Genomic DNA, 25188 nt, shown 5'->3' on the forward strand with positions numbered 1-25188 from the left:
GAGCGCACTGTACTGCGGAACAGGCGCCGCGCCGGGGCACGACATCAGGCCATGATGCCGGCGCTGCAGCTGTTCTGAACGGCAATCGATAAATCAGCCCTGGTTCGGTCGAAGCACGAAGCGATCAAGCGCATAGATGCCTTGGTCGTTCTCGGCCTTGACCATCACCGTGACCGGCTGAGCCGGCGCACCGGGGCCGGCCGTGAACGTGCGGGTCGCGGGGTCGAACTGCAGCCAGGCCGGCAGCGCACTGCTTTGTGCCGACATCACTTGATAATCGACATTGCCAGCCAACGCGAAGGTATCTTCCGAGAATTGGAAGCTCGGCTGCGCGCCCGGCGAATCCGCCCGAAGCACAGGCTCCTGCTCGGCAATGGGCCGAACCACGACGGCGATCTGGCCTTCTTCCCAGGCGGCACGCCGATTGGCCAGTCCCAATGCCAGCTCCTCTGGCGTATCACCCGCCGCCATCGGATAGGGATCCAGACCGATGCTGCTGAAGATACGGGCAAAGGCGTTCTGAATCTGGGCATAAGCCAAGTCGCGGCGCAGTTCCGCGACCAGCGCATTCAACCGTTCCTTGATCGCCTGCAGTTCACCAACGCTGCCAGAGGACGCTTGACGCGTGACCAGATCGGAAATACCGCGGGACACGTCGAGATAGTTCTTCGCGGTTTCCAGCTTGCTTTCCGAGGCCTTGAACTCGAGTGCGGCCAGATGCACTTGCGTCAGCACGGCAAGCGATGCGGCAAGACGCTGCTCCTGGGCGATCTCGACCGAGGTTTTCGCCGCATCACGGTTGGCGCCGACCTGAAAGATGTTGAGCAGGTCATAGCTGATCGACGCACCCGCGCTGGCCCAGTCGTTGAAACGAAGGAACTCGTTGTCGTCGTACTGATAGCTGGCGCTGAAGCTCAGATCCGGAAACATCTGCAGCAGTGCAGCACGCACATCGTTGCGCGAGATGCGCTCGCGATAATGCGAGGTCAGAATCTCGGGCCGAAGCAGCAGCGCGGTGCGCTCCATGGTCGCCAGATCGAGCTTGAGCTGTGGCTCGTCGAGCTCGTCGTTCTCATAGCTGGGCAACTCGATACGGGTCGCGGGTGGCAGACCCATGAGGCTGGCCAGCCGTTCCTTCGCGCCCACGAGTTCGGCACGCAGGCTGCTCAGGCTGCGCTTCACGTCGAGCAGGCTGCGCTGGTACGAATAGCTGTTGAGCGGGTCAGACAGGCGTTCGCGGCCAATCTGGCGGCTGCGCTCCAGGGCGTCGTCCACTTCCGTCATCAACGGACCGACCTTCTCGAGCAGCCGATCCGCGGAGACCGATTTCCAGTAGGCACCACGCACTTCCTGTGCGAGGTTCTGGACCGCCTTGCGCTCTTCCTCCTTCGCGATCAGATAGGCATCGGCCTTCTGCTTGGCGCGCACATAGGACAGGCCGAAATCGAGCACGCTCCAGGTGAAATCGACGCCGTAGGTATAGCGTTCCTTCTCCTGGGCGATGCTGTAGTTCGCGGGGCCGTCATTGCGCACCGGCTCATCGTCGATGAAGGGCACGCTTTCGGTAGCGGAAAACTCGCTGCGCGTGGTGTAGCCGGCGCGCGCCGTCAGCGACGGGAGCATGTCGAAGTTGGCGGCATCCAGTTGATTGCTGCGCAACGCGGCCTGCATGCTGCGGACATGGCGCTCGCGGTTGTAGAGCAGTGCCCGCGCCACAGCGACTTCCGGCGTGAGTTCGCCTTCGAGCACGGACTGACCGGTGCCGAGCGTCTCGACATCCTTTTTGGCCTGCTCCTGCACATCGATGATCCCGATCGGTTCGGGGCTAACCGCGCAGCCGCTGATGGTGATCACCGCCGCGATCGATGCGATCCAGCGTGTGGTGGCTTGGGCCTTCGTAGTCATGTGTCTCCCCGACATCCCTTGTGCTGTTTGAGCAGCCTGCCCCGCGACAGGCTCCTGTTTGTACCAGTTATCCGACGGCCGCCGTGCGCATGCCGGCACCGTCATCAGTTGAACCGCAAGGCGGCCGCAATACGGGCACCGTGTGCCGCCTCGCCCACATCGCCCGAAGACGCCAGCGCCTCCTGAACCTGCGCATCCAGCGTCTGCCACGCCGTTGAATCACCCCCGGCACCGGAACGATCGATTTCGATCTCAAGCACACGAGTCACGTTATCGGCCGTTTGGGCCTCGATACGGAACGACAGCGTACCCAGACCGGCAGGCACTTCGCCGGTGATACGTCCGGTATCACGATCCACGGCCAGACCGTCCGGCAACGGATCGCCGTTGCTGAGCGTCGCCGTGTAGCCCGAAACGTCGCTGGACTCCGGATCGAAGATCTGGATGTCCAGATAATTGCCGTCGACACGGATCGACTCGGCTCGCATGGTGTTGCCGGCGTCATCAATGGATTCGACTATCACCTGGCCATCGATACCGACCCGCACTTCGACGCGGCGATATTCCAGCGGTGCGGCGTCGTCGCGGGCGTTCGCTCCTGCCTCGAGAATATTGCCGTTCGCATCGACCCAGACTTCCTGCGGTCGCGTGTTGCCGTTGTCGTCGATCGCGATGATCGTGATCCTGGCACGATCCATACCCGGCGGCAGACTACCTGTCAGTTCACCCGTGCTCGAGTTGACCGTCAGCGTACCCGGCAACGGTGAGCCATCGCTTTCGGTCGCCTGGTAGCGCAGATTCACCGGTTCCACGCTCGACGCGATGGGGCCGTCTGGCAGACCGAGACTCAGCGGATCGTTGTCGATGCCTTCCGGAATGGTCAGCTCGACACGCGAGATGCTGGTATCCATCGGGCTGGAATAGCCGATGAATCCGCCGGATACCAACGTACTGCCACCGTCAAAGGCCGCGCCACTCGAGGGTCCGGCCGGTGCACCTACATTGGCAATGTCGGCAGCCACTGCCGGCGGCAGCACTCGCAGCGTGAACGTTTCGCTGACCTGCGCACCGGTGCTGTCGGTGGCCGTAACCGTGATGTCGAACGCGCCGATACCGACCGGTTCGCCGCTGATCACCCCGGTATCGGGGTCGATCGACAGGCCTGCCGGCAGGCCTTCGGCCCCGTAGGTTAGCGTGTCGTTCAGATCGTTGTCTGCGAAGGCATCCGAAACATCATTGCTGTAATCGCTACCGAACGGCGTCTGGCCATCGGGTATATCGCTCGCGCTCGGTCCCTGATTGAGGCCGTTGACGGTAACCGTGATCGTGGCCGTATCGGTGCCGCCATTGCCGTCGGAAACCTGATAGCTGATCGTGGTCGTACGGCTCTCGCCCGCGCCGAGATCGCCGAACTCACCGTTCGGATCGAAGCTGTACGTGCCGTCAGCATTGATCGTGAACTGGCCACCATCAGAACCGGCCGTCGGCGTACCGACGTTACCCGCGTCGCCGTCCACCTGGGCGACGCTCAGGTCGTCATTGGTGTCCGCATCCGTGTCGTTGGCCAACGCGTTGCCGGTAACCGGCGTGTTCTCGTCGGCGCTCGCCACGTCATCATTGGCCACCGGCACGTCGTTACTGCCGTTGACCGTGACCGTGAGGGTCGCCGTATCGAAACCACCGTTGCCGTCGGCGACCTGGTAACTGATCGTGGTGGTGCGGCTCTCGCCCACCGCCAGGTCGTCGAAGTCGCCATTCGGATCGAAACTGTACGTACCGTCGGCGTTGATCGTGAACTGGCCACCGTTGGCTGCGTTCACGGGCGTGCCGACGCCTGCCGGATCACCATCGACCTGCGAAACCGTCAGCGGGTCACTATCGGAGCCACCGTCGGTGTCGTTGGCCAACACGTTGCCGGTTGCGGGCGTGTTTTCGTCAGCGCTGACCGCGTCCTCACCGGCGACGGGTGCAACGTTTGCCGGCGTCAGCAGGAAGCTGTCGCTGACCGTCGATCCGTTGGGATCGGTCGCGGTGATCGTGACGTTATACGGACCGTCCTGTGACGCATCAGGCGCCAGCGTGCCGGTGACCAGACCCGTCGCCGGATCGATGCTCAGACCGGCCGGCAGACCGTCAGCACCATAGGTCAGCGTCTCGCCGTCAGGATCGTTGAACGCGCCCGCCGTGGAGATCGAAACCGTATCGCCATCGTCGGCGACCTGATCATTGAGCGGCGTGTCCACCACCGGCGCGTCGTTCGTGCCGTTGACCGTAACCGTCAGCGTTGCCGTGTCCGTACCGCCGTTGCCGTCGGACACCTGGTAGCTGATCGTGGTCGTACGGCTCTCGCCGATCGCCAGATCGTCAAAGTCCGCCCCCGGCTCGAAGCTGTACGTGCCGTCCGGGCCGATCGTGAACTGGCCACCGTTGGCACCGGCCGTCGGCGTGCCGACGTTACCGGCGTCGCCACCCACCTGGGCGACCGTCAGAACGTCGTTGCCGTCCGTGTCGGTGTCGTTGCCCAGCACGTTGCCGTTGGCGGCAACGTTCTCGGCGGTCGTGACCGCGTCGTCGCCGGCTACCGGCACGTCGTTCGTGCCGTTGACCGTGACTGTCAGCGTCGCGGTGTCCGTGCCGCCGTTACCGTCGGACACCTGATACTCGACCGTCGCGGTGGCGCTCTCGCCCACCGCCAAGTCGTCGAAGTCGCCGTTCGGGTCGAAGCTGTACGTGCCGTCGCCGTTGACCGTGAACTGGCCGCCGCCAACACCCGCTACCGGGGTGCCGAGGTTGCCGGCATCGCCGTTGACTTGCGCCACCGTCAGCTCGTCGTTGACGTCGGCGTCCGTGTCGTTGGTCAGCACGTTGCCGTCGGTGACCGCGTTCTCGGTCACGCTGTCGTTGTCGGCGGCTGCCACCGGCGCGTCGTTCGTGCCGTTGACCGTAACCGTCAGCGTCGCGGTATCCGTGCCGCCGTTGCCGTCAGACACCTGGTAGCTGATCGTGGTCGTACGGCTCTCGCCGATCGCCAGATCGTCAAAGTCCGCACCCGGCTCGAAGCTGTACGTGCCGTCCGGGCCGATCGTGAACTGGCCACCGTTGGCACCCGCCGTCGGCGTGCCGACGTTACCGGCGTCGCCACCCACCTGGGCGACCGTCAGAACGTCGTTGCCGTCCGTGTCGGTATCGTTGCCCAGCACGTTGCCGTTGGCGGCAACGTTCTCGTCCGTCGTGACCGCGTCGTCGCCGGCTACCGGCACGTCGTTCGTGCCGTTGACCGTGACCGTCAGCGTCGCGGTGTCCGTGCCGCCGTTACCATCGGACACCTGATACTCGACCGTCGCGGTGGCGCTCTCGCCCACCGCCAGGTCGTCGAAGTCGCCGTTCGGGTCGAAGCTGTACGTGCCGTCGGCGTTGACCGTGAACTGGCCGCCACCCACACCCGCTACCGGGGTGCCGACGTTGCCGGCATCGCCGTTGACCTGCGCCACCGTCAGCTCGTCGTTGACGTCGGCATCGGTGTCGTTGGTCAGCACGTTGCCGTCGGTGACCGCGTTCTCGGTCACGCTGTCGTTGTCGGCGGCTGCCACCGGCGCGTCGTTCGTGCCGGTTACTGTAACGGTGAACGTCGCGGTCGCAACGCCGCCGTCGCCGTCATCGGCCTGGTAGGTAACCGAGCTGCTGCGACTCTCACCTACGGCGAGATCGTCGAAATCACCATTCGGGTCGAACTCGTAGCTGCCGTCTTCATTGATGGTGAACTGGCCGCCATTGGCGCCGGTAACCGATGCGCCGACCGCGCCGGTATCACCATTGACGCGCGATACCGTCAGATTATCGAAATCCGTTTGGGTATCGCCGTCATTGACGAGCACGCCGGCACCGGGTGCGCTACTGACGACCACGTTTTCGGTGGTGGTGTCCGTATCGTTGGTCGCCATCGGCGCCAGATTATTGACTGTCCAGACAAAGCTGCTCGTGATGGCTTCGTCGCTCGGGTCGGTCGCAGTAACGGTCACATCGTAGGAGCCGATCTGCGAGGCATCGTTGGAGATCCTGCCGCTGATGATGCCGGTGTCTGGATCGATCACCAGACCGTCAGGCAACCCAGTAACGCTGTAGCGGAGGGTATCGCCGTCTACATCGGTAAACGCTGCCGAAGCGTCGACGGAGATGTCCTTACCGTCGTTGCTGGATCGGTCCGGCAACGGTGCGTCTACAACCGGGCCATCGTTGGTACCCGTGACCACAACCGTCAGCGTGGCGGTGTCGGTCCCACCGTTGCCATCGTCGGCGGTATAGGTGAGCGTCGTTTCGCGTGTCTCGCCGACCGCCAGATCCTCGAAGTCGGCGCCGGTGGCGAACTCATAGGAACCGTCGGCCCGGACCGTGAACTGGCCGCCATTGGTACCCCTTATCGGCGCACCGACGTTGCCGGACTCACCGTTGACTTCGGATACGTTCAGCAGATCCGTGTCGGTACCGACATCGCCATCATTGGCCAACACACCAGCATCGGCGTCACGATTGATCGTCGCGCCTTCCGTGGCCTCGTCGTTGTCGTTGTTCGCAACCGGATCGACGTTATTGACCGTCCAGGTAAAGGTGCTGGAAACGCTCGTGTCGCTCTGATCCGTGGCTGTGATGGTGACCTCGTACGGGCCATCCACCGAAGCGTCACCATCGATCGTGCCCGTGATCTCACCGGTTGCCGGATTGATAGACAGGCCCGGCGGCAAAGTGTCGCCCGCGCTGTAGGTGAGCACGTCGTTGGCGTCGGCGTCGGTGAACGCACCGGCGGTCGGTACGGAAACCGTCTCGCCGTCGTTAGCGGTCTGGGGCGAAAGCGGCGCGTCTACTACTGGCGCGTCGTTGGCGCCGGCAACGGTGACCGTGAGCGTAGCGGTCTGCGTGCCTCCGTTGCCATCGTCAGCCTGATAAGTCACCGAAGAGGTCCGGCTCTCGCCGACGCCCAGATCCTCGAAGTCGCCATTCGATGCAAAGGTGTAGGAGCCATCCGCGTTGACCGTGAACTGGCCGCCGTTATCACCGCGAACCGGTGCCCCAACGCTCGCTGCATCGCCATTTATCTGGCCCACGATCAACGGGTCGGTATCGGTTCCGGTATCGCTATCGTTGGCGAGCACGCCAGCACCCGCATCACGGGTTATGGACGCATCTTCCGCTACGTTGTCGACATCATCTGCCGTGGTTGGCGCCAGGTTGCTGACCGTCCACACAAAGTCGCTACTGTCACTCTGGCCACTCGGGTCGGTCGCGGTGACCGTGACGTTGTAGTCCTGTGCGACGTTTACCGAGGCATCGTTGTCGATCGTGCCGCTGATCACGCCGGTATCCGCATCAATCGACAGGCCTGGCGGGAGATTGGTGGCGCTGTAGGTCAGTGGATCGCCGTCGACATCGGTAAACGAATCTGCGGTAGCCACAGACACCGTGTCACCGTCGTTCGACGCTTGCGCAGCAAGCGGGGTGTCTACGATCGGCGCGTCGTTGGCGCCATTGACGGTGACGGTGATGGTCGCCGTATCGGTGCCGCCGTTACCGTCGGACACCTGATAGCTGATCGTGGTCGTGCGGCTCTCGCCCGCGGCCAGGTCGTCGAAATCGCCATTCGGGTCGAAGCTGTAGCTGCCGTCCGCGTTGATGGTGAACTGACCACCCGTGGCTGAAGCCACCGGCGTACCGACGCCGGCCGGATCGCCGTTGACCTGCGACACGGTCAGCGTGTCGTTGAGGTCGGCATCCGTGTCGTTGGCCAGGACGTTGCCCGTTGCCGGCGTGTTCTCGTTCGCCGTGGCCACGTCGTCGCCGGCGGTCGGCACGTCATTTGTACCGTTGACCGTAACCGTCAGCACGGCCGTATCAGTGCCGCCGTTGCCGTCGGACACCTGATAATTGACCCGCGTCGTGCGGCTTTCACCCACGGCCAGATCGTCGAAGTCGCCGTTCGGATCGAAGCTGTACGTGCCGTCGCCGTTGACCGTGAACTGGCCGCCGTTGGCGCCAGCCACCGGCGTACCGACACTTGCCGGATCGCCGTTGATCTGGGAGACCGTCAGTATGTCGTTGCCATCGGCATCGGTGTCGTTAGTCAGAACGTTGCCATCGGTGACCGCATTCTCGGTCACTGTGTCGCTATCGGCTGCCGCCACCGGCACGTCGTTAGCGCCGCTTACCGTGACCGTGATCGAGGCGGTATCGGTGCCGCCATTGCCATCAGACACCTGGTAGCTGATTGTGGTTGTAGCGCTTTCGCCCACAGCCAGGTCATCGAAGTCGCCGTTCGGATCGAAGCTGTACGTACCGTCGCCGTTGACTGTGAACTGGCCGCCGCCAACACCCGCTACCGGGGTGCCGACGTTGCCGGCATCGCCGCCCACTTGCGCGACTGTAAGGACGTCGCTGGCATCCGGATCGGCATCATTGGCCAAGACGTTACCCGTAACCGGCGTATTCTCGACGGTAGTGACCGCGTCGTCGCCGGCCGTCGGCACGTCATTTGTACCGTTAACCGTGACCGTCAGCGTGGCGGTGTCCGTGCCGCCGTTACCGTCAGACACCTGATAATTGACCCTCGTCGTAGCGGTTTCGCCCACGGCCAGATCATCGAAGTCGCCGTTCGGATCAAAGCTGTACGTGCCGTCGCCGTTGACCGTGAACTGGCCACCGCCAACACCCGCCACCGGGGTGCCGACGTTGCCGCCATCGCCGTTGACTTGCGCCACTGTCAGCTCATCGTTGACGTCGGCGTCCGTGTCGTTGGTCAGCACGTTGCCGTCGGTAACCGCATTCTCGGTCACGCTGTCGCTGTCGGCAGCGGCCACCGGGGCATTGTTCACGCCGTTGACGGTAATCGTCAGCGTCGTCGTGCTTGTTCCCCCGTTGCCATCGTCTGCCTGGTAGCTGACGGACGTGGTGCGGCTTTCGCCGGCCGCGAGATCGTCGAACGCGCCATTCGGCTGGAAGTCGTAGCTGCCATCCGCATTGATCGTGAACTGACCGCCATCGCTACCTGCGACCGGCACACCCACGCTGGCAGATACGCCGTTGACCTGGGCCACCATGAGAATATCGCTGGTGTCAGGATCGGCGTCGTTGCCCAGCACGTTACCGTTGGCCGCCGTTCGCTCGTCCGTCGTCGCCGTATCCGCAACCGCGGTCGGGCCGTCATTGCGACCATTGACGGTAACCGTAAGCACGGCAGTGTCGACGCCACCGTTGCCATCGGATACCTGATAATTGACGGTGGTGGTGCGGCTTTCGCCCACGGCCAGATCGTCGAAATCGGCACCGGGGTCGAAATCGTAGCTACCGTCGGCGTTGACTGTGAATTGACCACCGTTGGCACCGGCGATCGGGGAACCGACACCGGCTTCGTCCCCATTGATCCGAGTGACAGTCAGCGGATCGTTGTCACCATCCGTGTCGTTGCCCAGTACGTTGCCGCTGGTGAGCGCGTTTTCGGGCGTGCTCGCGACGTCGTCAGCCGCGGCAGGTGGCACGTTGTTGACCTGCAGAACGAAACTGCTGTCTACCGTGCCACCGTTGCCGTCGTCCGCGGTCACGGTAATCGTGTAGGGCCCGTTCTGTGACGCGTCCGCGCCCAACATGCCGGTAATCAGACCCGTGGCCGGATCAATGACCAACCCGTCCGGCAGCCCGGCGGCGCTATAGGTCAACGTGTCGTTCGTATCCACGTCGGTGAACGCATCGGCGGTCGGCACGGATACGGTATCGCCGTCATTGGCCGTCTGATTCTCGAGCGGCGTGGTCACGACAGGCGCATCATTCGTACCGGTCACGGTGACCGTCAGGGTCGTGGTGTCCGTACCCCCGTTGCTATCGGTGACCTGATAATCGACCGTCGTGGTGCGGCTCTCGCCGACCGCCAGATCGTCGAAATCCGCACCCGGATCGAAGCTGTAGCTGCCGTCAGCGTTGACCGTGAACTGGCCACCATCGGCGGCGTCCACCGGTACGCCGACACTGGCGGAATCGCCATTGACCTGGGCGACGGTCAGAATATCGCTGCCATCTGTATCGGTGTCGTTGGCCAACACGTCGCCGTTCGCGACCACGTTCTCACTCGTGGTGTTGGTATCCACCACCGCGACCGGGCCGTCGTTGCTACCGTTGACCGTAACGGTCAGTGTCGCAGTCTCGGTCCCGCCATTGCCGTCGGAAACCTGGTAGGTGATCGTGGTGGGGCGACTCTCGCCCACGGCCAGATCATCGAAGTCCCCGTCCGTGTCGAAGCTGTAGGAACCATCCGCGTTGATGGTGAAGCGGCCACCGGTCGCCACATCCACCGGCGTACCGACACTAGCCGGATCGCCATTGATCTGCGAGACCGTGAGCGGATCGGTGTCGTTGCCGCCATCGACGTCGTTGACCAGCACATTGCCTGTCGCAGCGCCATTTTCACCCACGCTGGCCGTGTCTTCACCAGCGGTCGGCGCGACGTTAGCTGCTGTCAGGTCAAAACTGTCGCTGACCGTGCCGCCGTTACCGTCGTCGGCGGTTACCGTGATCGTGTACGGGCCAGCCTGCGAGGCATCCGCCGCCAGGGTGCCGGTAATCAGGCCCGTGGCCGGATCGATTTCCAGACCGTCGGGCAGCCCCTCGGCGCTATAGGTCAGCGTGTCGTTCGTGTCCGTGTCGGTGAACGCCCCGGCTGTGGAAATCGCCACCGTATCGCCGTCGTTGGCATCCTGGTCTGCGAGCGGCGCGGTGACGATCGGCGCGTCGTTGGCACCCGTCACCGTGACGGTCAGGGTAGTCGTGTCGGTGCCGCCGTTGCCGTCGGAAACCTGATAAGTGACCGTGCTCGTGCGGCTTTCGCCTACTGCGAGGTCGTCGAAGTCGCCGTTCGGGTCGAAGTCGTAACTGCCATCGGCATTCACCGTGAACTGGCCGCCGTTGACGGCATTGACCGGCGAGCCAACGCCTGCGGGGTCGCCGTTGACCTGGGACACCACCAGAACGTCGCTGGCATCGACGTCGGTGTCGTTGGCTAGTACATCGCCACTCGCCACGGCATCTTCGCTGGCCGCGTTGGTATCCGCGACCGCTACCGGCGCGTCGTTCGTACCGTTGACCGTGACAGTCAGAACGGCCGTATCGAAGCCGCCGTTGCCATCAGAAACCTGATAGCTGATCGTCGTCGTACGGCTCTCGCCGACCGCCAGGTCGTCGCAGTCGCCATTCGGGTCGAAATCGTAACTGCCGTCGGCGTTGATGGTGAACTGGCCACCGTCGACCGCATCGACCGCCGAGCCGACACCATTCGAATCGCCGTTGACCTGCGACACGACCAGCGTGTCGTTGACGTCGGCATCGGCGTCATTGGCCAGCACATCGCCACTTACCGCAATATTTTCACTGGTGGCGTTGCTGTCCGCGTCCGCAACCGGCGCGTCGTTCGTACCGTTGACCGTGACCGTCAGAACGGCCGTATCGAAGCCGCCGTTGCCATCAGAAACCTGATAGCTGATCGTCGTCGTACGGCTTTCGCCAACAGCGAGGTCGTCGAAGTCGCCGTCCGGATCGAAATCGTAGCTGCCGTCGGCGTTAATGGTGAACTGACCACCGTCAACCGCATCGACCGGCGAGCCGACACCATTCGGATCGCCGTTGATCTGCGATACGGCCAGCGTGTCGTTGGCATCGGCATCGGTGTCATTCGCGAGCACATTGCCGCTCGCCGAAACGTTCTCGCTTGTCGCGTTGGCATCTGCAGCCGCAACCGGCACATCATTAGTACCATTGACCGTAACGGTAAGTGTGGCGGTGTCAGTGCCGCCGTTGCCGTCGTCGACCTGGTAGTTGACCTGCGTCGTACGACTTTCACCGACGGCCAGATCATCAAAGTCGCCGTCCGGGTCGAAATCGTAGCTGCCGTCAGCGTTGATCGTGAACCGGCCGCCGCTGGCAACGTCCACTGCGGCGCCTACGCCCGCCGTGGTGCCATTGACCTGGGTGACGGTGAGCACATCGCTGGCGTCGACATCCGTATCGTTGGCCAGCACATCGCCGCTCGCAGCAACATTTTCAGTCGTAGCGTTGATGTCTGCGACAGCAGACGGCACATCGTTGCTACCGTTGACGGTGACCGTCAACGTCGTCGTTGCCAAGCCCCCGTTACCGTCGTCAACCTGGTAATTGACCTGCGTCGTGCGGCTTTCGCCCACGGCCAGATCATCAAAGTCCCCGTTCGGATCGAAACTGTAGGTGCCGTCGGCGTCGATGGTGAACTGGCCGCCGCCGATCGCTTGCACTGGCGTACCGACACCATTGGGATCGCCGTTGACCTGAGAGACCACCAGAACGTCGCTGGCGTCGACATCGGTATCGTTCGCAAGCACATCACCGCTGACGGCGACATTTTCGGTCGTGGTATTTGTATCCGCGACAGCTACGGGGCCATCGTTGGTACCGTTGACCGTGACAGTCAGAACGGCCGTATCGAAGCCGCCGTTGCCATCAGAAACCTGATAGCTGATCGTCGTCGTACGGCTCTCGCCGACCGCCAGGTCGTCGAAGTCGCCCTTCGGGTCGAAATCGTAACTGCCGTCGGCGTTGATGGTGAACTGGCCGCCGTCGACCGCACCGACCGGCGAGCCGACACCATTCGAATCGCCGTTGACCTGCGACACGACCAGCGTGTCAGTGACGTCGGCATCGGCGTCATTGGCCAGCACATCGCCACTTAACACAATATTTTCACTGGTGGCGTTGCTGTCCGCGTTCGCAGCCGGCGCGTCGTTCGTGCCGTTGACCGTAACCGTCAGCGTCGCGGTATCTGTTCCGCCATTGCCGTCCGAAACCTCGTAGCTGATCGTGGTCGTGCGGCTCTCGCCCACAGCCAGATCGTCGAAGTCCGCACCCGGCTCGAAGCTGTACGTGCCGTCCGGACCGATCGTGAACTGGCCTCCGTTGGCGCCGGCCGTCGGCGTACCGACATTGCCGGCCTCGCCGTTGACCTGCGAAACGGTCAGGGGATCGGTGTCCTGGCCGCCGTCGGCATCGTTATCCAGCACGTTGCCGGTGGCCAGCGTGTTTTCGTCGGTCGAGACGGTGTCGGCCGCCGCGATCGGCTCGACATTATTCACCGCGAGTGCGAATTCGTCGCTGTTCGAACCGCCGTTGCCGTCGAGCGCGGTGACGGTGACCGCGTAGGGCCCGGCAGCCGACGCATCGGCGACGAGCGCGCCGGTGATTTCCCCGGTGTCGGGGTCGATCGCCAGACCGAGATCGCCCAGCTCGACCGGATTACCGTTCGCGTCCGCCGCGGTCGCAAAGAACGACAGATCGTCGCCTTCGGCATCGATGAACGCATCGCCGGCCGCGATCGACACGGCCTCACCATCGTCATAGGACTGATCCGGCGTGGGCGCGTCCACCACCGGCGCATCGTTGCCGCCGGTCACCGTCACGGTGAGCGTGGCGACGGCGGTGCCGCCCTGGCCATCGTCGATCTGGTAGCTGACGCTGGTGTCGCGTTGCTGACCATCGCCCAGGTCGGCGAAGTCGGTGCCCGGATTGAAGACGTACTGCCCCTGCTCGCCGATCGTGAACGTGCCACCGTCGCTGCCTGCGACCGGCGTACCGATGTTGTCGGTCTCGCCATTGACCTGCGAAACGGTAAGAGCATCGGTGTCCTGGCCACCGTCGTTGTCGTTGGCCAGCACGTCGCCGGACAGCGGGTCGCGCTCGGGGGTGTTGCCGCTGTCGTCGCGCGCGACGGGATCGACGTTGGCGGCGGCGAGCGTGAACGTGCTTGATGCCGTGCCTTCGTTGCCGTCGTCGGCCGTCACGGTGATCGTGAACGGGCCGTTGTCCGAGGCATCCGGCCCCAGCGTGCCCGTAATCAATCCGGTGTCGGGATCGATGTCCAGGCCAGCGGGCAGACCGGTTGCGGAGTAGGTCAGGATGTCGCTGATATCCGCGTCAGCGAATGCGTCGGCGGTCTCAATGGAAACCGTATCGCCGTCGTTAGCGTTCTGGTTCGGCAGGCCATCGCCGACGACCGTCGGCGCGTCGTTGGTGCCGCGCACGGTGACGCTGATCGTCGACGTCGCGGTACCGCCTTGGCCGTCGCTCACTTCGTAGGCGACGCTGGCGGTCCGGGTCTCGTCCACAGCGAGGTCGTCGAAATCGGCGCCCGGGTCGAAGCTGTAATCGCCGTTGGCCGACAGCGTGAAACTGCCACCACCGGTGCCGTCCACGGTGACCGAGCCGGCCGGCGGCACGGGCTGCCCGCCGAGGGTTGTGGCCGTGAGCGTATCCGTATCGTTGCCACCGTCGGTATCGGCGCCGACGCCGTTGGCATCGCCGGCGATCACGTTGCCGCTCGTGACGATGTTTTCGTCCGTCTCGGCGAGATCGGCGGCGGCCACCGGCACGACATTGGTCGAGGTCAGCGTGAAGGAGGTCGACGTCGTGGCATTGCCGTCGTTCGCGGTGACGGTAATTTCGACCGGGTCGTTCTGCGAAGCGTCCGGGCTTAGCGTGCCGGTGATTTCGCCCGTCGCACTGTCGATCGCCAGACCCGGCGGCAGACCGGCCGCCGTATAGGTGAGCGTATCGCCGTCGATATCGGCAAAGGCATCGGCGGTGGTGACGGAAATCGCATCGCCATCATCAGCCTGCACGTCGTCAACTGGTGCCACGACCGTGGGCCCGTCGTTGGTGCCGGTCACCGTTACGGTCAGTGTTTCGGTCGCGGTCGCGCCCTGGGCATCGCTGACCTGGTAAGTGATCTGCGTGCTACGCAGGTCGTCCACGGCCAGATCATCGAAATCCGTGCCCGGATCGAACGTGTAGCTGCCGTCACCGTTGAGCGTGAACGTGCCGCCCTCGGAGCCGGCAACCGGATCCGCGATGGGGGCCAGGTTGTCCGCATCCGCGCCGGCAAGCGTGACTTCGAGCGCGTCGGTGTCGTTGCCGCCGTCCACATCGTTGGCGAGTACGCCGTTCGCAGCATCGACAGAGAACGCATCGTTCTCCTGCGTGTCGGCCGTATCCGGTGCCGCAATTGGGCCCGGGTTGGTGACGGTCCAGGTGAATGAAGTCTGCACGCTCGCGTTCTGCAAGTCGGTGGCAGTGATCACCACGGTATAGGGCGCGCCGTCGGAGGCATCGGCATCCAGCGTGCCGGTAATCCGCCCCGTGCCCGGGTCGAGCGACAGGCCGGGCGGCAGCGTACTCTCGCCGTCCACGTTCGCGCTGTAGGTGAGCTCGTCGCTGGCATCGAGATCGGCAAATGTGCCGGCGACCGAGGCCGTGACGCTGTCGCCGTCGCGGCTGTCGCGATCCGGCAGTTCGTTGGCGACAGTCGGCGCATCGTTGGCGCCGTTGACCGTGATCACGATACGCGCCGTGGCGGTTTCGCCCTGTCCGTCGGAGACCTGATAGGTCACGGCCGTATCGCGTGACTCGCCGGCGGCGAGATCGTCGAAATCGGTGCCCGGCGCGAAGTCGTAACTGCCGTCGCGATTGACGGTAAACAGGCCGCCATTGCTGCCGGCCACAGCTTGCCCAACGCCGTTCCCGTCACCGCCGACCTCGGCAACGAACAGTTCGTCGGTATCGCTGTTGCCATCGGCGTCGTTGGCGAGCACGCCGGTCGCCGCATCGCGCGCGATGTCGACGTTCTCGCCGGTCGCTGCGATGTCGTTGTCCGCCATCGGCGCCGGATTGTCGATCGTCCAAGTGAAGGTATCGGAAACGGTTCCGCCGGCCGAGCCGTCGCTGGCGGTGACGACCACAGTATATACACCGTCGTCGTTCGGCCCGCCCTGTGAAGCGTCGGCCGCAAGCACGCCGGTGATTTCGCCGGTCGCTGCGCTGATGGAAATTCCGTCCGGCAGACCGGTGGCGCTGTAGGTCAGCGCGTCGTTGGCATCGACATCGGCGAACGCATCGGCGGTCGCGATGTTCGCGGTGTCGCCATCGTTGGCCGCCAGGTCCGGCAGCGCATTGGCGACCGTGGGCGCATCGTTCGTACCGGTGATCGTGACCGTGAGGCGCGCGGTATCGGTACCGCCCTGACCGTCGGACACCGTGTAAGTGACACCCGTGATCGCGGTTTCGCCGGCCGCGAGATAATCGAAGTTATCGCCGGGGTCAAAGCTGTAGTTGCCGTCGGAATCGAGCGTGAAGGCACCGCCGAGATCACCCGTCACGGTCGCGTCACCGCCCGCAGCGATCGCCGCGCCGTCCACGTCGACGACGGTCAGCGTATCGGTATCGTCGCCGCCATCGCGGTCGCCGCCGGCGGCGGCATCGGGTGCGCCGGCGATCACGTTGCCGGATACGGTCTGATTCTCGTCGGCGCTGTCGCTGTCGTTGACCGCCACAGGCGCCGTGTTGGCCACTGTCCAAATGAAGTCGGTGCTGACCGCGGCCCCGGTGCTGTCGGTGGCCGTGATCGTTACCGTATAGCTGCCGTCATCGCCCAGCTGCGATGCGTTCGGCGACAACGTGCCCGTGATGCGCCCCGTGACCGAATCGATTTCCAGGCCTGGTGGCAGCGTGCTGTCGTTGTCTACATTCGCGCTGTAGGTGAGCGTGTCGTTGGCGTCGGCATCGTCGAACGCCTGAGCGGTGGGCAGCGAGACATCTTCGCCATCGTTGTTCGACTGCGCGTCGATTCCGCCATTGACGACGGTGGGCGCGTCGTTGACGCCGGTAACCGTAATGGTCAGGCGGGCTTCGTCGGTACCGCCTTGGTCGTCGGTGACCTCGTAAAGCACGGTGGTCGTGGCGGTTTCGCCGGGGCCAAGATCGTCGAAGTCGGCGCCCGGATCGAAGGTATAGCTGCCGTCGGCAGCGATCACGAACGTGCCGCCGTTGTCGCCGGCGACCGACACGGTATCCCCACCGTCACTGACGTTGGCCACGTCGCCCGCGACACTGAATACGCTGAGCGGGTCGTCATCGAGGCCACCGTCGCGATCGGCGCCGCCGTCCGCCGCGCCGTCAATTACATTGCCAGTAGCGGTGCCGCCGACCGTAGCCGCTCCGGCGTCATTGACGGCGATCGGCGGCCGGTTGGCGACCGTCCAGGCGAAGGTCGTGCTCACAGCCTCGCCTTCACCCCCGCCGTCCGTGGCCGTGACTGTCACGGAATACACGCCGTTGCTGTCGGGCCCACCCTGCGACGCGTCAGCCTCAATGCTGCCAGTGATCTCACCTGTGGCTTCGTTGATCGTCAGGCCAGCCGGCAGACCGCTTACCGTGTAGGCCAGCGTATCGCCTTCGTCGATATCATCGAAGCTGCCGGCGGTCGGCACGGAAATGGGCTCGCCGTCGTTGCTGGAGACCGGCGCCGGGGTACGCACGACCTCGGGCGCATCGTTTGTACCGGTTATACGAATCGTGAGGCGGGCCTGATCGGTATCACCGTCGGCATCCTGGATCTGGTAGGTGACCGAGGTGGTGGCTTGCTCACCCTCGGCGAGATAGTCGAAATCCGTACCCGGGTCGAAGCTGTAATTGCCGTCCGCGTCGATGGAGAACGTGCCGCCATTCGAGCCGATCACGTCCTGGTCGACCGCGCCGGCATCGCCGCCGACGGCAACGACCTCGAACGGATCGTCGTCCGGATCGTTGTCGTTCGCGACCACGTTGCCGCTCGTGACCGCATTCTCGGTCGTGGCACCCGTATCGTCGACGGCCTGAACCGGCTCGTTGTCGATGCTCCAGTCGAACGTACTGGTGGTAGATTCCCCCTGTGAATCGGTGACGGTAATCGTGACCGTGTACGGCGTATTTTCAGAGGCGTTGTTGTCGAGCGTACCTGTAATCACGCCGGTATTCGGGTCGATCTGCAGCCCCGGCGGCAAGGTGTTTTCCCCAGCGAGCTCCGCGCTGTAGGTCAATGTGTCGTTGGTATCGACATCGTCGAAGGCGCCGGCGGTCGGTACGGATACCGTCTCGCCGTCGTTGCTGGCCAGATTTTGGAGTCCCTCGTTCGCCACGACGGGCGCATCGTTTTCGCCGGTCACGGTGACGGTCAGGCGGGCGATATCCGTACCGCCCTGGCCGTCGGTGATCTGATAGGTGACCGAGGTGTCGCGCGTTTCGCCCACGGCCAGATCGTCGAAGTCGGTGCCGGGGTCAAAGCTGTAGTTGCCGTTGATGTCGATCGTGAACGTACCGCCGTTGCCGCCAACCACGGCGTTGCCGACACCGCCCGCATCGCCGCCGACCTGCGCGACGGTAAGCGTATCGGTATCGCCCGCACCGTCGACGTCGGCATCGCCGTCGGGCGTGCCGTCGATCACGTTGCCGCTGACTGCCGCGTTTTCGGTGGTGGTAGTCACGTCATCCGCGGCCACGGGCCGGCGGTTGGTGATGTTCCAGGTGAAGGTGTCGGTGACCGTGCCGCCATTGTTGTCATCAGCAGTGACGATGATGCTGTAGATTCCGCCGTTCGTCTGCGACGCCGCGGCATCGATGGCACCGCTGATTACACCCGTTTCACTGTTGATGGTCAGGCCGGCGGGCAAACCTTCGGCGCTGTAGCTCAGTTCATCATTGGTGTCTGCATCCTGGAAGGCGCCGGCGGCCGGCACGCTGACCGTATCGCCGTCATTCGATGCAAGATCCGCCAGCGGCGTACGTACCACCGGGGCGTCGTTGGTGCCCGTGACGGTAACCGTGAGCGTCGCCGTATCGGTGCCGCCCTGGCCGTCGCTGACCTGGTAGACGACCGACGTGGTTGCGGTTTCGCCCTCGGCCAGACGTTCAAACTCGCCGTTGCCGTCGAAGCTGTAGGTGCCGTCGGCATTGACGGTGAACGTACCGCCGTTGCTGCCGCGGATGCCGGCGCCGACGTTGCCGTCGGCGGCATTGACCTGGCTGACCGTCAGGGCGTCGGTATCCGGCGCGCCGTCGGTGTCGTTGTCGAGCACGTTGCCCGATATGGCAGCTGCGCCCTCAGTGGTTGGCGCCGCGTCGTTATCGGCGACCGGCGCCCGGTTGGCGATCGCCCAGACAAAGCTGTCTGTCGCGGTGCCGCCATTGCCATCGTTCACGGTGACGGTGACGGTGTAGGCGCCGTTGTCGCCGCCCTGGGAGGCGTCGGCGTCCAGCATCCCGCTGATTTCGCCGGTGTTCGGGTCGAAAGTGAGGCCATCGGGCAGGCCCGTTACAGCGAATGACAGATCGTCGTTGGCATCGATGTCCGAGAACGCACCGGCCGTGGGTACGGACACGGTCTCGCCGTCGGTGTTGGATAGGTCCTCGAGCGGAAAATCGAGCGTGGGCGCGTCGTTCACGCCGGCCACGGTGACGGTCAGCCGCGCCATGTCGGTGCCGCCCTCGCTGTCGCTGACTTGATAGACCACGGACGTCGTGGCGTTTTCGCCTTCGGCCAGATACTGGAACGCGGTGCCGGGTTCGAAACTGTAGGAGCCGTCGGCGTTGATCGTGAAGGTGCCGCCGTTGCTGCCGATCACGCCCGCGCCGACGTTGCCGGCCGCGTTCTCGACGCCGATCACGCTCAGATTGTCACCGTCCGGATCATTATCGTTGGCGAGCACGCCATCCGCGGCCGCGCGGCTGACGCCGGCGTCCTCGGTGGCGTTGTCTGTATCGTCCACACCCGTGACCGGCGCGTTGCCGACTGTCCAGGTGAAGGTGGTCTGGGCGGTGCCGCCGTTGTCATCGTCGATGAACACGGTGACGTTGTAGATGCCGTCGTCGTTCGGCCCGCCCTGCGAGGCACCGTTGGCGAACTGTCCGGAGATCACGCCCGTGGCGCTATCGATCGTCAGCCCTGGTGGCAAGCCATCGGCCGTGTAGATCGGCGTATCGTTGGCATCGGCATCGTCGAAGAAGCCGGCGGTCGGGAAGTTGGCGGATTCGCCGTCGGTGCCGGTCTGATCCGGCACGGGCTGGGCAGCGGGCGCATCGTTCGCGCCTGTGACGACAACCGTGAGCACACTGGTGTCGGTACCGCCCTGGCCGTCCGACACCGTATAAGTAACGCGCGTGGTTGCGGTTTCGCCGGAAGAGAGATATTCGAAATCGCCGCCTGCCGTAAAGGTGTAGTCGCCGTTTTCGTCGATGGTGAACGTGCCGCCGTTGTCGCCAGGCACGTCGATACCCACCGCATCCGCATCGCCGCCGACGCGCGTGATATCGAGATCGTCGCTGTCGTTGACGCCGTCGACGTCCGCGCCGTTGCCATCGGCATCGCCCGCAATGACGTTGCCGCTGACCGTGCCGTTCTCGGCGGCCATCGCCATGTCGGCACTGGCGACCGGGGCGGGATTGGTCACGCGCCAGGTGAAGGCGCTGACCGCCTGCTCCCCGGCGCCGTCGGTGGCCGTGACCGTGACGGTGTAGGGGCCGTCCTGCGAGGCGTTCGCGGCAAGCGCGCCGCTGATTTCGCCGGTGTTCGCGTCGATCGACAGGCCCAGTGGGAGATTGTCGACCGTATAGGTCAGCGTGTCGGTGGCGTCGATGTCGGTGAACGCGCCGTCGACGAAGACCGAAACGACATCGCCGTCGCGACCGGCCTGATCTTCCAGCGGCGTGGCGACGACCGGCGCATCGTTGGTGCCGGTGACTGTCACGGTCAACGTCGTGATGTCGGTGCCGCCCTGGCCGTCGCTGATTTCGTAGCTGACCTGCGTGGTCGCAGGCTCGCCGGCAGCCAGATAGTCGAAATCCGTGCCGGGGTCGAAGCTGTAGTCGCCGTTGGCATCGACAATGAACGTACCGCCGCCGCTGCCGGTCACCGGCTCGCCGACGTTGGCCGCATCACCGCCCACTTGGCTCACGACCAGCGTATCGGCATCGTCGCCGCCGTCGACATCGGCGCCGTTGGCCGCACCGTCACCTGCGATGACGTTGCCGGCTACGGCGGCGTTCTCGCCGGTCTCGGCTTCATCGGCATTGGCGGTCGGCGCGACGTTGCGGCTGGTGATGACGAACGTATCGGTTACGCTGCCGCCCTGGCCGTCGCTGGCCGTGACCTGCACGGTATAGGGGCCGACGAGCGACGCATCGCTCGGCAGACGACCGGTGATCTCGCCGGTGTCGGCGTCGATCGTGAGACCGTCCGGCAAACCGGTCGCGCTGTAACTGAGCGTGTCGGCGTCGACGTCGGAGAACGCGCCGGCGGTCGCCACGCTGAGCGGGCCGCCATCCTGACCGCTGCGGTCGGGCAGCGGATCGCTGACCACCGGGGCGTCGTTGGCTGGATCCACCGTGACGGTAACCGTCGCGGTTTCGCTGTTGTTGGCGGTGCCGACCGTGTAATTGAAGCTGGTGTCGCCGTTGAAATCGGCATCCGGGGTGAAACGCAGCTGACCGTTGGCGAGCAGCTGAACGCTCCCATTGGAGACACCCACGGCCGCGCCACCGGCCACCAGCGCCTGGCCATCGACTGCCGTGATGACTGCTTCCGGATTCTCGAAGCTGTCGTTGGCCAGCACATCGACGTTGACCGCCGTGTCTTCGCCGGTACTCGCGGCGTCGTCGACGATATCGGCGACAGGCGTATAGCTGATCTGAAGCGTATCGGTATCGGTCAGGGCGGGCGTGCCGCTGCCTGTCTCGACCGTGAGCGTGGCATTGCCGACGTAGTCCGGGGTCGGCGAAAGCTGCGCGCCCTCGAGCGCCGCGTTGATGTCGGCCAGCGAGCCGGAAAAAGTCATGGCGGCATCGTTGGTGCCGTCACCGTCCGTGAACGTGAGTCCGGTGGTGCCCGAAAGCGTCAGCGACCCGTCGGAGGCCGTCAGGGTGACCGTTGCCGTATCGCTGTCGACATCCTGTATCGAAATTGCGTTGTCGTTCGCGCGCGCGAATGTGATCACGCTGTCCTCAGGTACCGTTTGGGTGCCCGGGATATTGTTCTGCGGCGCATCGTCAACCGGCGTGACCGTGATGTCGAGGGTGCCGGTGGTGCGGCCTGCGGCGCCGGTTACCACCGTGTAGGTGACCTGCGGCACGGCACCGTTGTAGTTCGCAGCCGGTACGAAGTCGTATGCCCCGTCGGCACGGATGGTCAGGGTACCCACGCCGTTGATCGTGGTGGTGCCGCCGGCGACAGGATCGACAGCGACGGTACGGCCATCGACCGAGTACTCGGAAATCACCAGTACTTGACCGGCGGCGCCCTGGTCGTTGGAAAGCAGGCCCGAAGACGCATCGACATTGAGCGTGACGTCTTCGTCGGTGGTTCCGGTATCGGCCTCCGCGACTATCGCCGCGACGTTGTCACGATAGTCGAGGTCGGCCACGGGCGGCGCCGCATCGTTGCTGGTGCGATTGGGCACTGCCTCGTTGGCATTGGTATCGCCATCGCCATCCCGCAACGTGAAGCGGGTGTAATCACCGTCGGCGCCGCCGTTGTCGCCGGCCACGTTGTCGTCATTCACGTCGAAGCCGGACACCGTGTCGAACGCGTCGTCCAGACCGTCGCCATCGGCGTCCGCGTTGGTCAGCGTCGCAGCGGCATGGCCGGCTTCATCGATGTCGAGCTGGCCGTCGTTGTCGCTGTCGGCATCCAGCGTATCGACTATCTCGTCGCCGTCGGTATCGACCTCGGTCAGGCCGCCTGCGTAGTTGTCGTCGAGACCATCGCCGTTGGCGTCACGAAACGCTGCCGTGCCGCCCACGCCCGAAGGCGCGATATAATCCGCCGTGGTCTGCGCCTCGACGTTATCGGTGATGCCGTCGTTGTCCTTGTCGATATCGAGGTGATCGGCCAGGCCATCGCCATCGCTGTCCTGTCGGACCGGCGACGCGGCCTCGATGATGAACTCGATACCGTCGTCACCTACAGGCCCAACTAGCGACGCATCTAGCGTAAACGAGCTCACGACACCATTGAGCTGAAGAGACCCGGCCGCCGTACCGCTGGCATCGTCGCCTGACGACTCAGCGCTGTAACCCAAGCCGGTAGGCGTACCTGCGCCTCCGTCCTGAACCGTATTCGCGGTCGATGCGAAATCATCGGTTCCCGCCAGCTCCACCCAGCTGCCGTTCCGGAGCGTAAGAACCGATGAGTTTTGATTGCCGTTGGCGCCGCCAATACGGTCCAGGTGAATGACCGGGTTGACGACCTCGACCGGATTACCGTCGGCATCTTCAAAAGAGAACGTGATGCTGTCAGAAGCGCCAAAAACAGTCGCGAGACTGTCATCACCCGCGAGATCCTTGCTCCAGAAGTCGGTGCCGAGCGGGTTGAAAGTATTGGCCGTAAAGTTCGTGGTGCCGTCGCCGGTCGCACGCACGATGACGCCGTTGCCCAGGTCCATCGTCGCCGACCTGCCGTTAAGGCTCCATGCGCCGGTCTGAACATTCTCGGGCAAGCCCTCATCGGTATCGAGGATGCCGTCGTTGTCGTCGTCGATATCGTCGACGTTGGCGACGCCATCGCGATCGTTGTCGATGACGGCCTCCACGCTGGCGGTCGACGTACGGCCGTTGGCGTCCTGGATGGTGTAGGTGAACGTATCGGTGCCGCCGAAGTTGGTGTTCGGGGTATAGATCAGCTCGCCACCGGCGTTGAGCGCGACGGTGCCGTTGCCCACAGTGACAGGCGGCCCGCCTGCCGAGATGGCCTGGCCGTTGATTTGGGAAATCGTAGTCGGTGCAGCACCAGTCCCGTCGTTAGCCTGAGGCTGGAACGTCAGCGGTGTGTTTTCGCTCGTCACGACCTGGTCATCCGACGCGGCGGGCAGGAACGTGGTCTGCGGATCGTTGTAGTTGATGTTGCCCGGGTTACCGGTATCCACATTCTCGAACAACAGCGCAGTCTGGCGCGACGCGTTGCCGTCCACGCCGGCACGGTAGGTGAAACCCGTGACGTCCGTGTAATTGGCCGAGACGATATACCGTGTGTCGTTGCGAGATGTGGGGAACGCCCCAGGCCCGCCACCACGAATATTGACGTTGTTGTTCGCGGAGTCGACGTTGACCGTCAGGTAGGTATTGCCTTCGACCGTATAGCTGCTCGTGCCACGAAACTGGATCGTCTCGACCGTGTTATCGACGTCGAGTGAGCTCGAGGTAAAGCTAACGACCCGCGCGTTAGTTGTGCCGCTCTCTACAAACTGAAATGAGAACTGCGCAAAACCATTCGCGCCCTGGCCCTGAATGGTCGGTGAGAATCCCTCCGCCACGCCATTCGCGTTGGCATCAAACTCGGATACCTGAGCATTGGACACAGCGTCGATGGTGACGAGAGCATCAACCCCGTCGGCCACATCGGCATAGCGATAGACCGCCCCGGGTTGGCCGGCATTACCGCTAACCAGTGTGGGCGTGCCGGAAAAATCGAGGTCGATCGACGGCGCGAGGCGTCCGTGCCAGCCGGTTGCTGCAATCGCCTCGGCATCGATATCGCCGACGTGCGTTTCCAGATCCCAGTCGCTGTTCAGGCTGGCGTGGCCGGTATCGTCGTTGGATGCGGCGATATCGGCGCCGGTACGTTCTGCCAGCAACGCGGCTGCGGCGGCGCCTTCTTCGCCGCCGGTGAAATCACAGCCGTAGATGAGAATATCGCCGCTTTCGCTTAGCGACGCACCAATCGCCTGCAAGTCGTCGGCATAGGCGCCATTGATGGAGGCCGAGTCGAGCGTCGCCGTGCCAAGGGACAGCGCGCCTTCACGCCCGTGCGAGACGATATGGATGGCCTCGATGCCCTCGCGCCCGGCGAGATATTCGCTGATCTGCGAGACACCGTCTCGCTGGCTGTCGATCAAGGCGATTTCGGCTTCCGGATCCACCTGATCGATCAGGCTTTCGTAGTTCTCGATCGAGGTGTCGACGAATACGACGCTCTTCGAGCCAGCGTTCGCGAGGCCGCTTTCGGCGGCCACGTCGTCGTTTGCGGACGTCGTGTCGTCGCCGTCCTGCGTCTGCAGGACGAACGTCGGCTCGACCGCGTTATTTTCCATCCAGCCACTGTCGACGAACTCGCCGTCGCTGGCCTGAGCCAGATCGGCCTGGTCATAAACCGTGAGCGTGCCTTCGCCCCACCAGGCGTCACCCGTGTCCGGGCCATCGGCAGACAACGACGCCGTGCCCAGCGCGACGGTGTCGCCATCGCCTGTGCCCCGGCCGATTACCGTGATCCGATCGTATCCACCCTGCTCTTCGACGGCGTCACTGATCGCAGCAATGCCGTCCTCAGCCGGATCGACGACATAGACGTCTACATCCGACTGCTGACGTGCGGCGTCGACACCGGCCGCGTCGCTCGCAGCCGTGTCAGCATCGACGAACATGGCGGTACGC

General features: G+C 64.2%; 2 protein-coding genes. Both read right to left on the minus strand.

The genetic code is table 11. The features are described 5' to 3' along the window. Positions 1–93: 93 nt before the first annotated feature. Positions 94–1905, minus strand: coding sequence for a TolC family protein (locus tag SADO_RS07785; RefSeq protein ID WP_353110611.1), 1812 nt, complete (start codon positions 1903–1905; stop codon positions 94–96). 104 nt (positions 1906–2009) lie between these two features. After that, positions 2010–25178, minus strand: a complete 23169-nt coding sequence (locus tag SADO_RS07790) for a cadherin-like domain-containing protein (RefSeq protein ID WP_353110612.1) — start codon at positions 25176–25178, stop codon at positions 2010–2012. Between the last annotated feature and the right edge of the window lie 10 nt (positions 25179–25188).

It is taken from the genome of Salinisphaera dokdonensis CL-ES53 (assembly GCF_040361215.1).
GTDB classification, from domain to species: domain Bacteria; phylum Pseudomonadota; class Gammaproteobacteria; order Nevskiales; family Salinisphaeraceae; genus Salinisphaera; species Salinisphaera dokdonensis.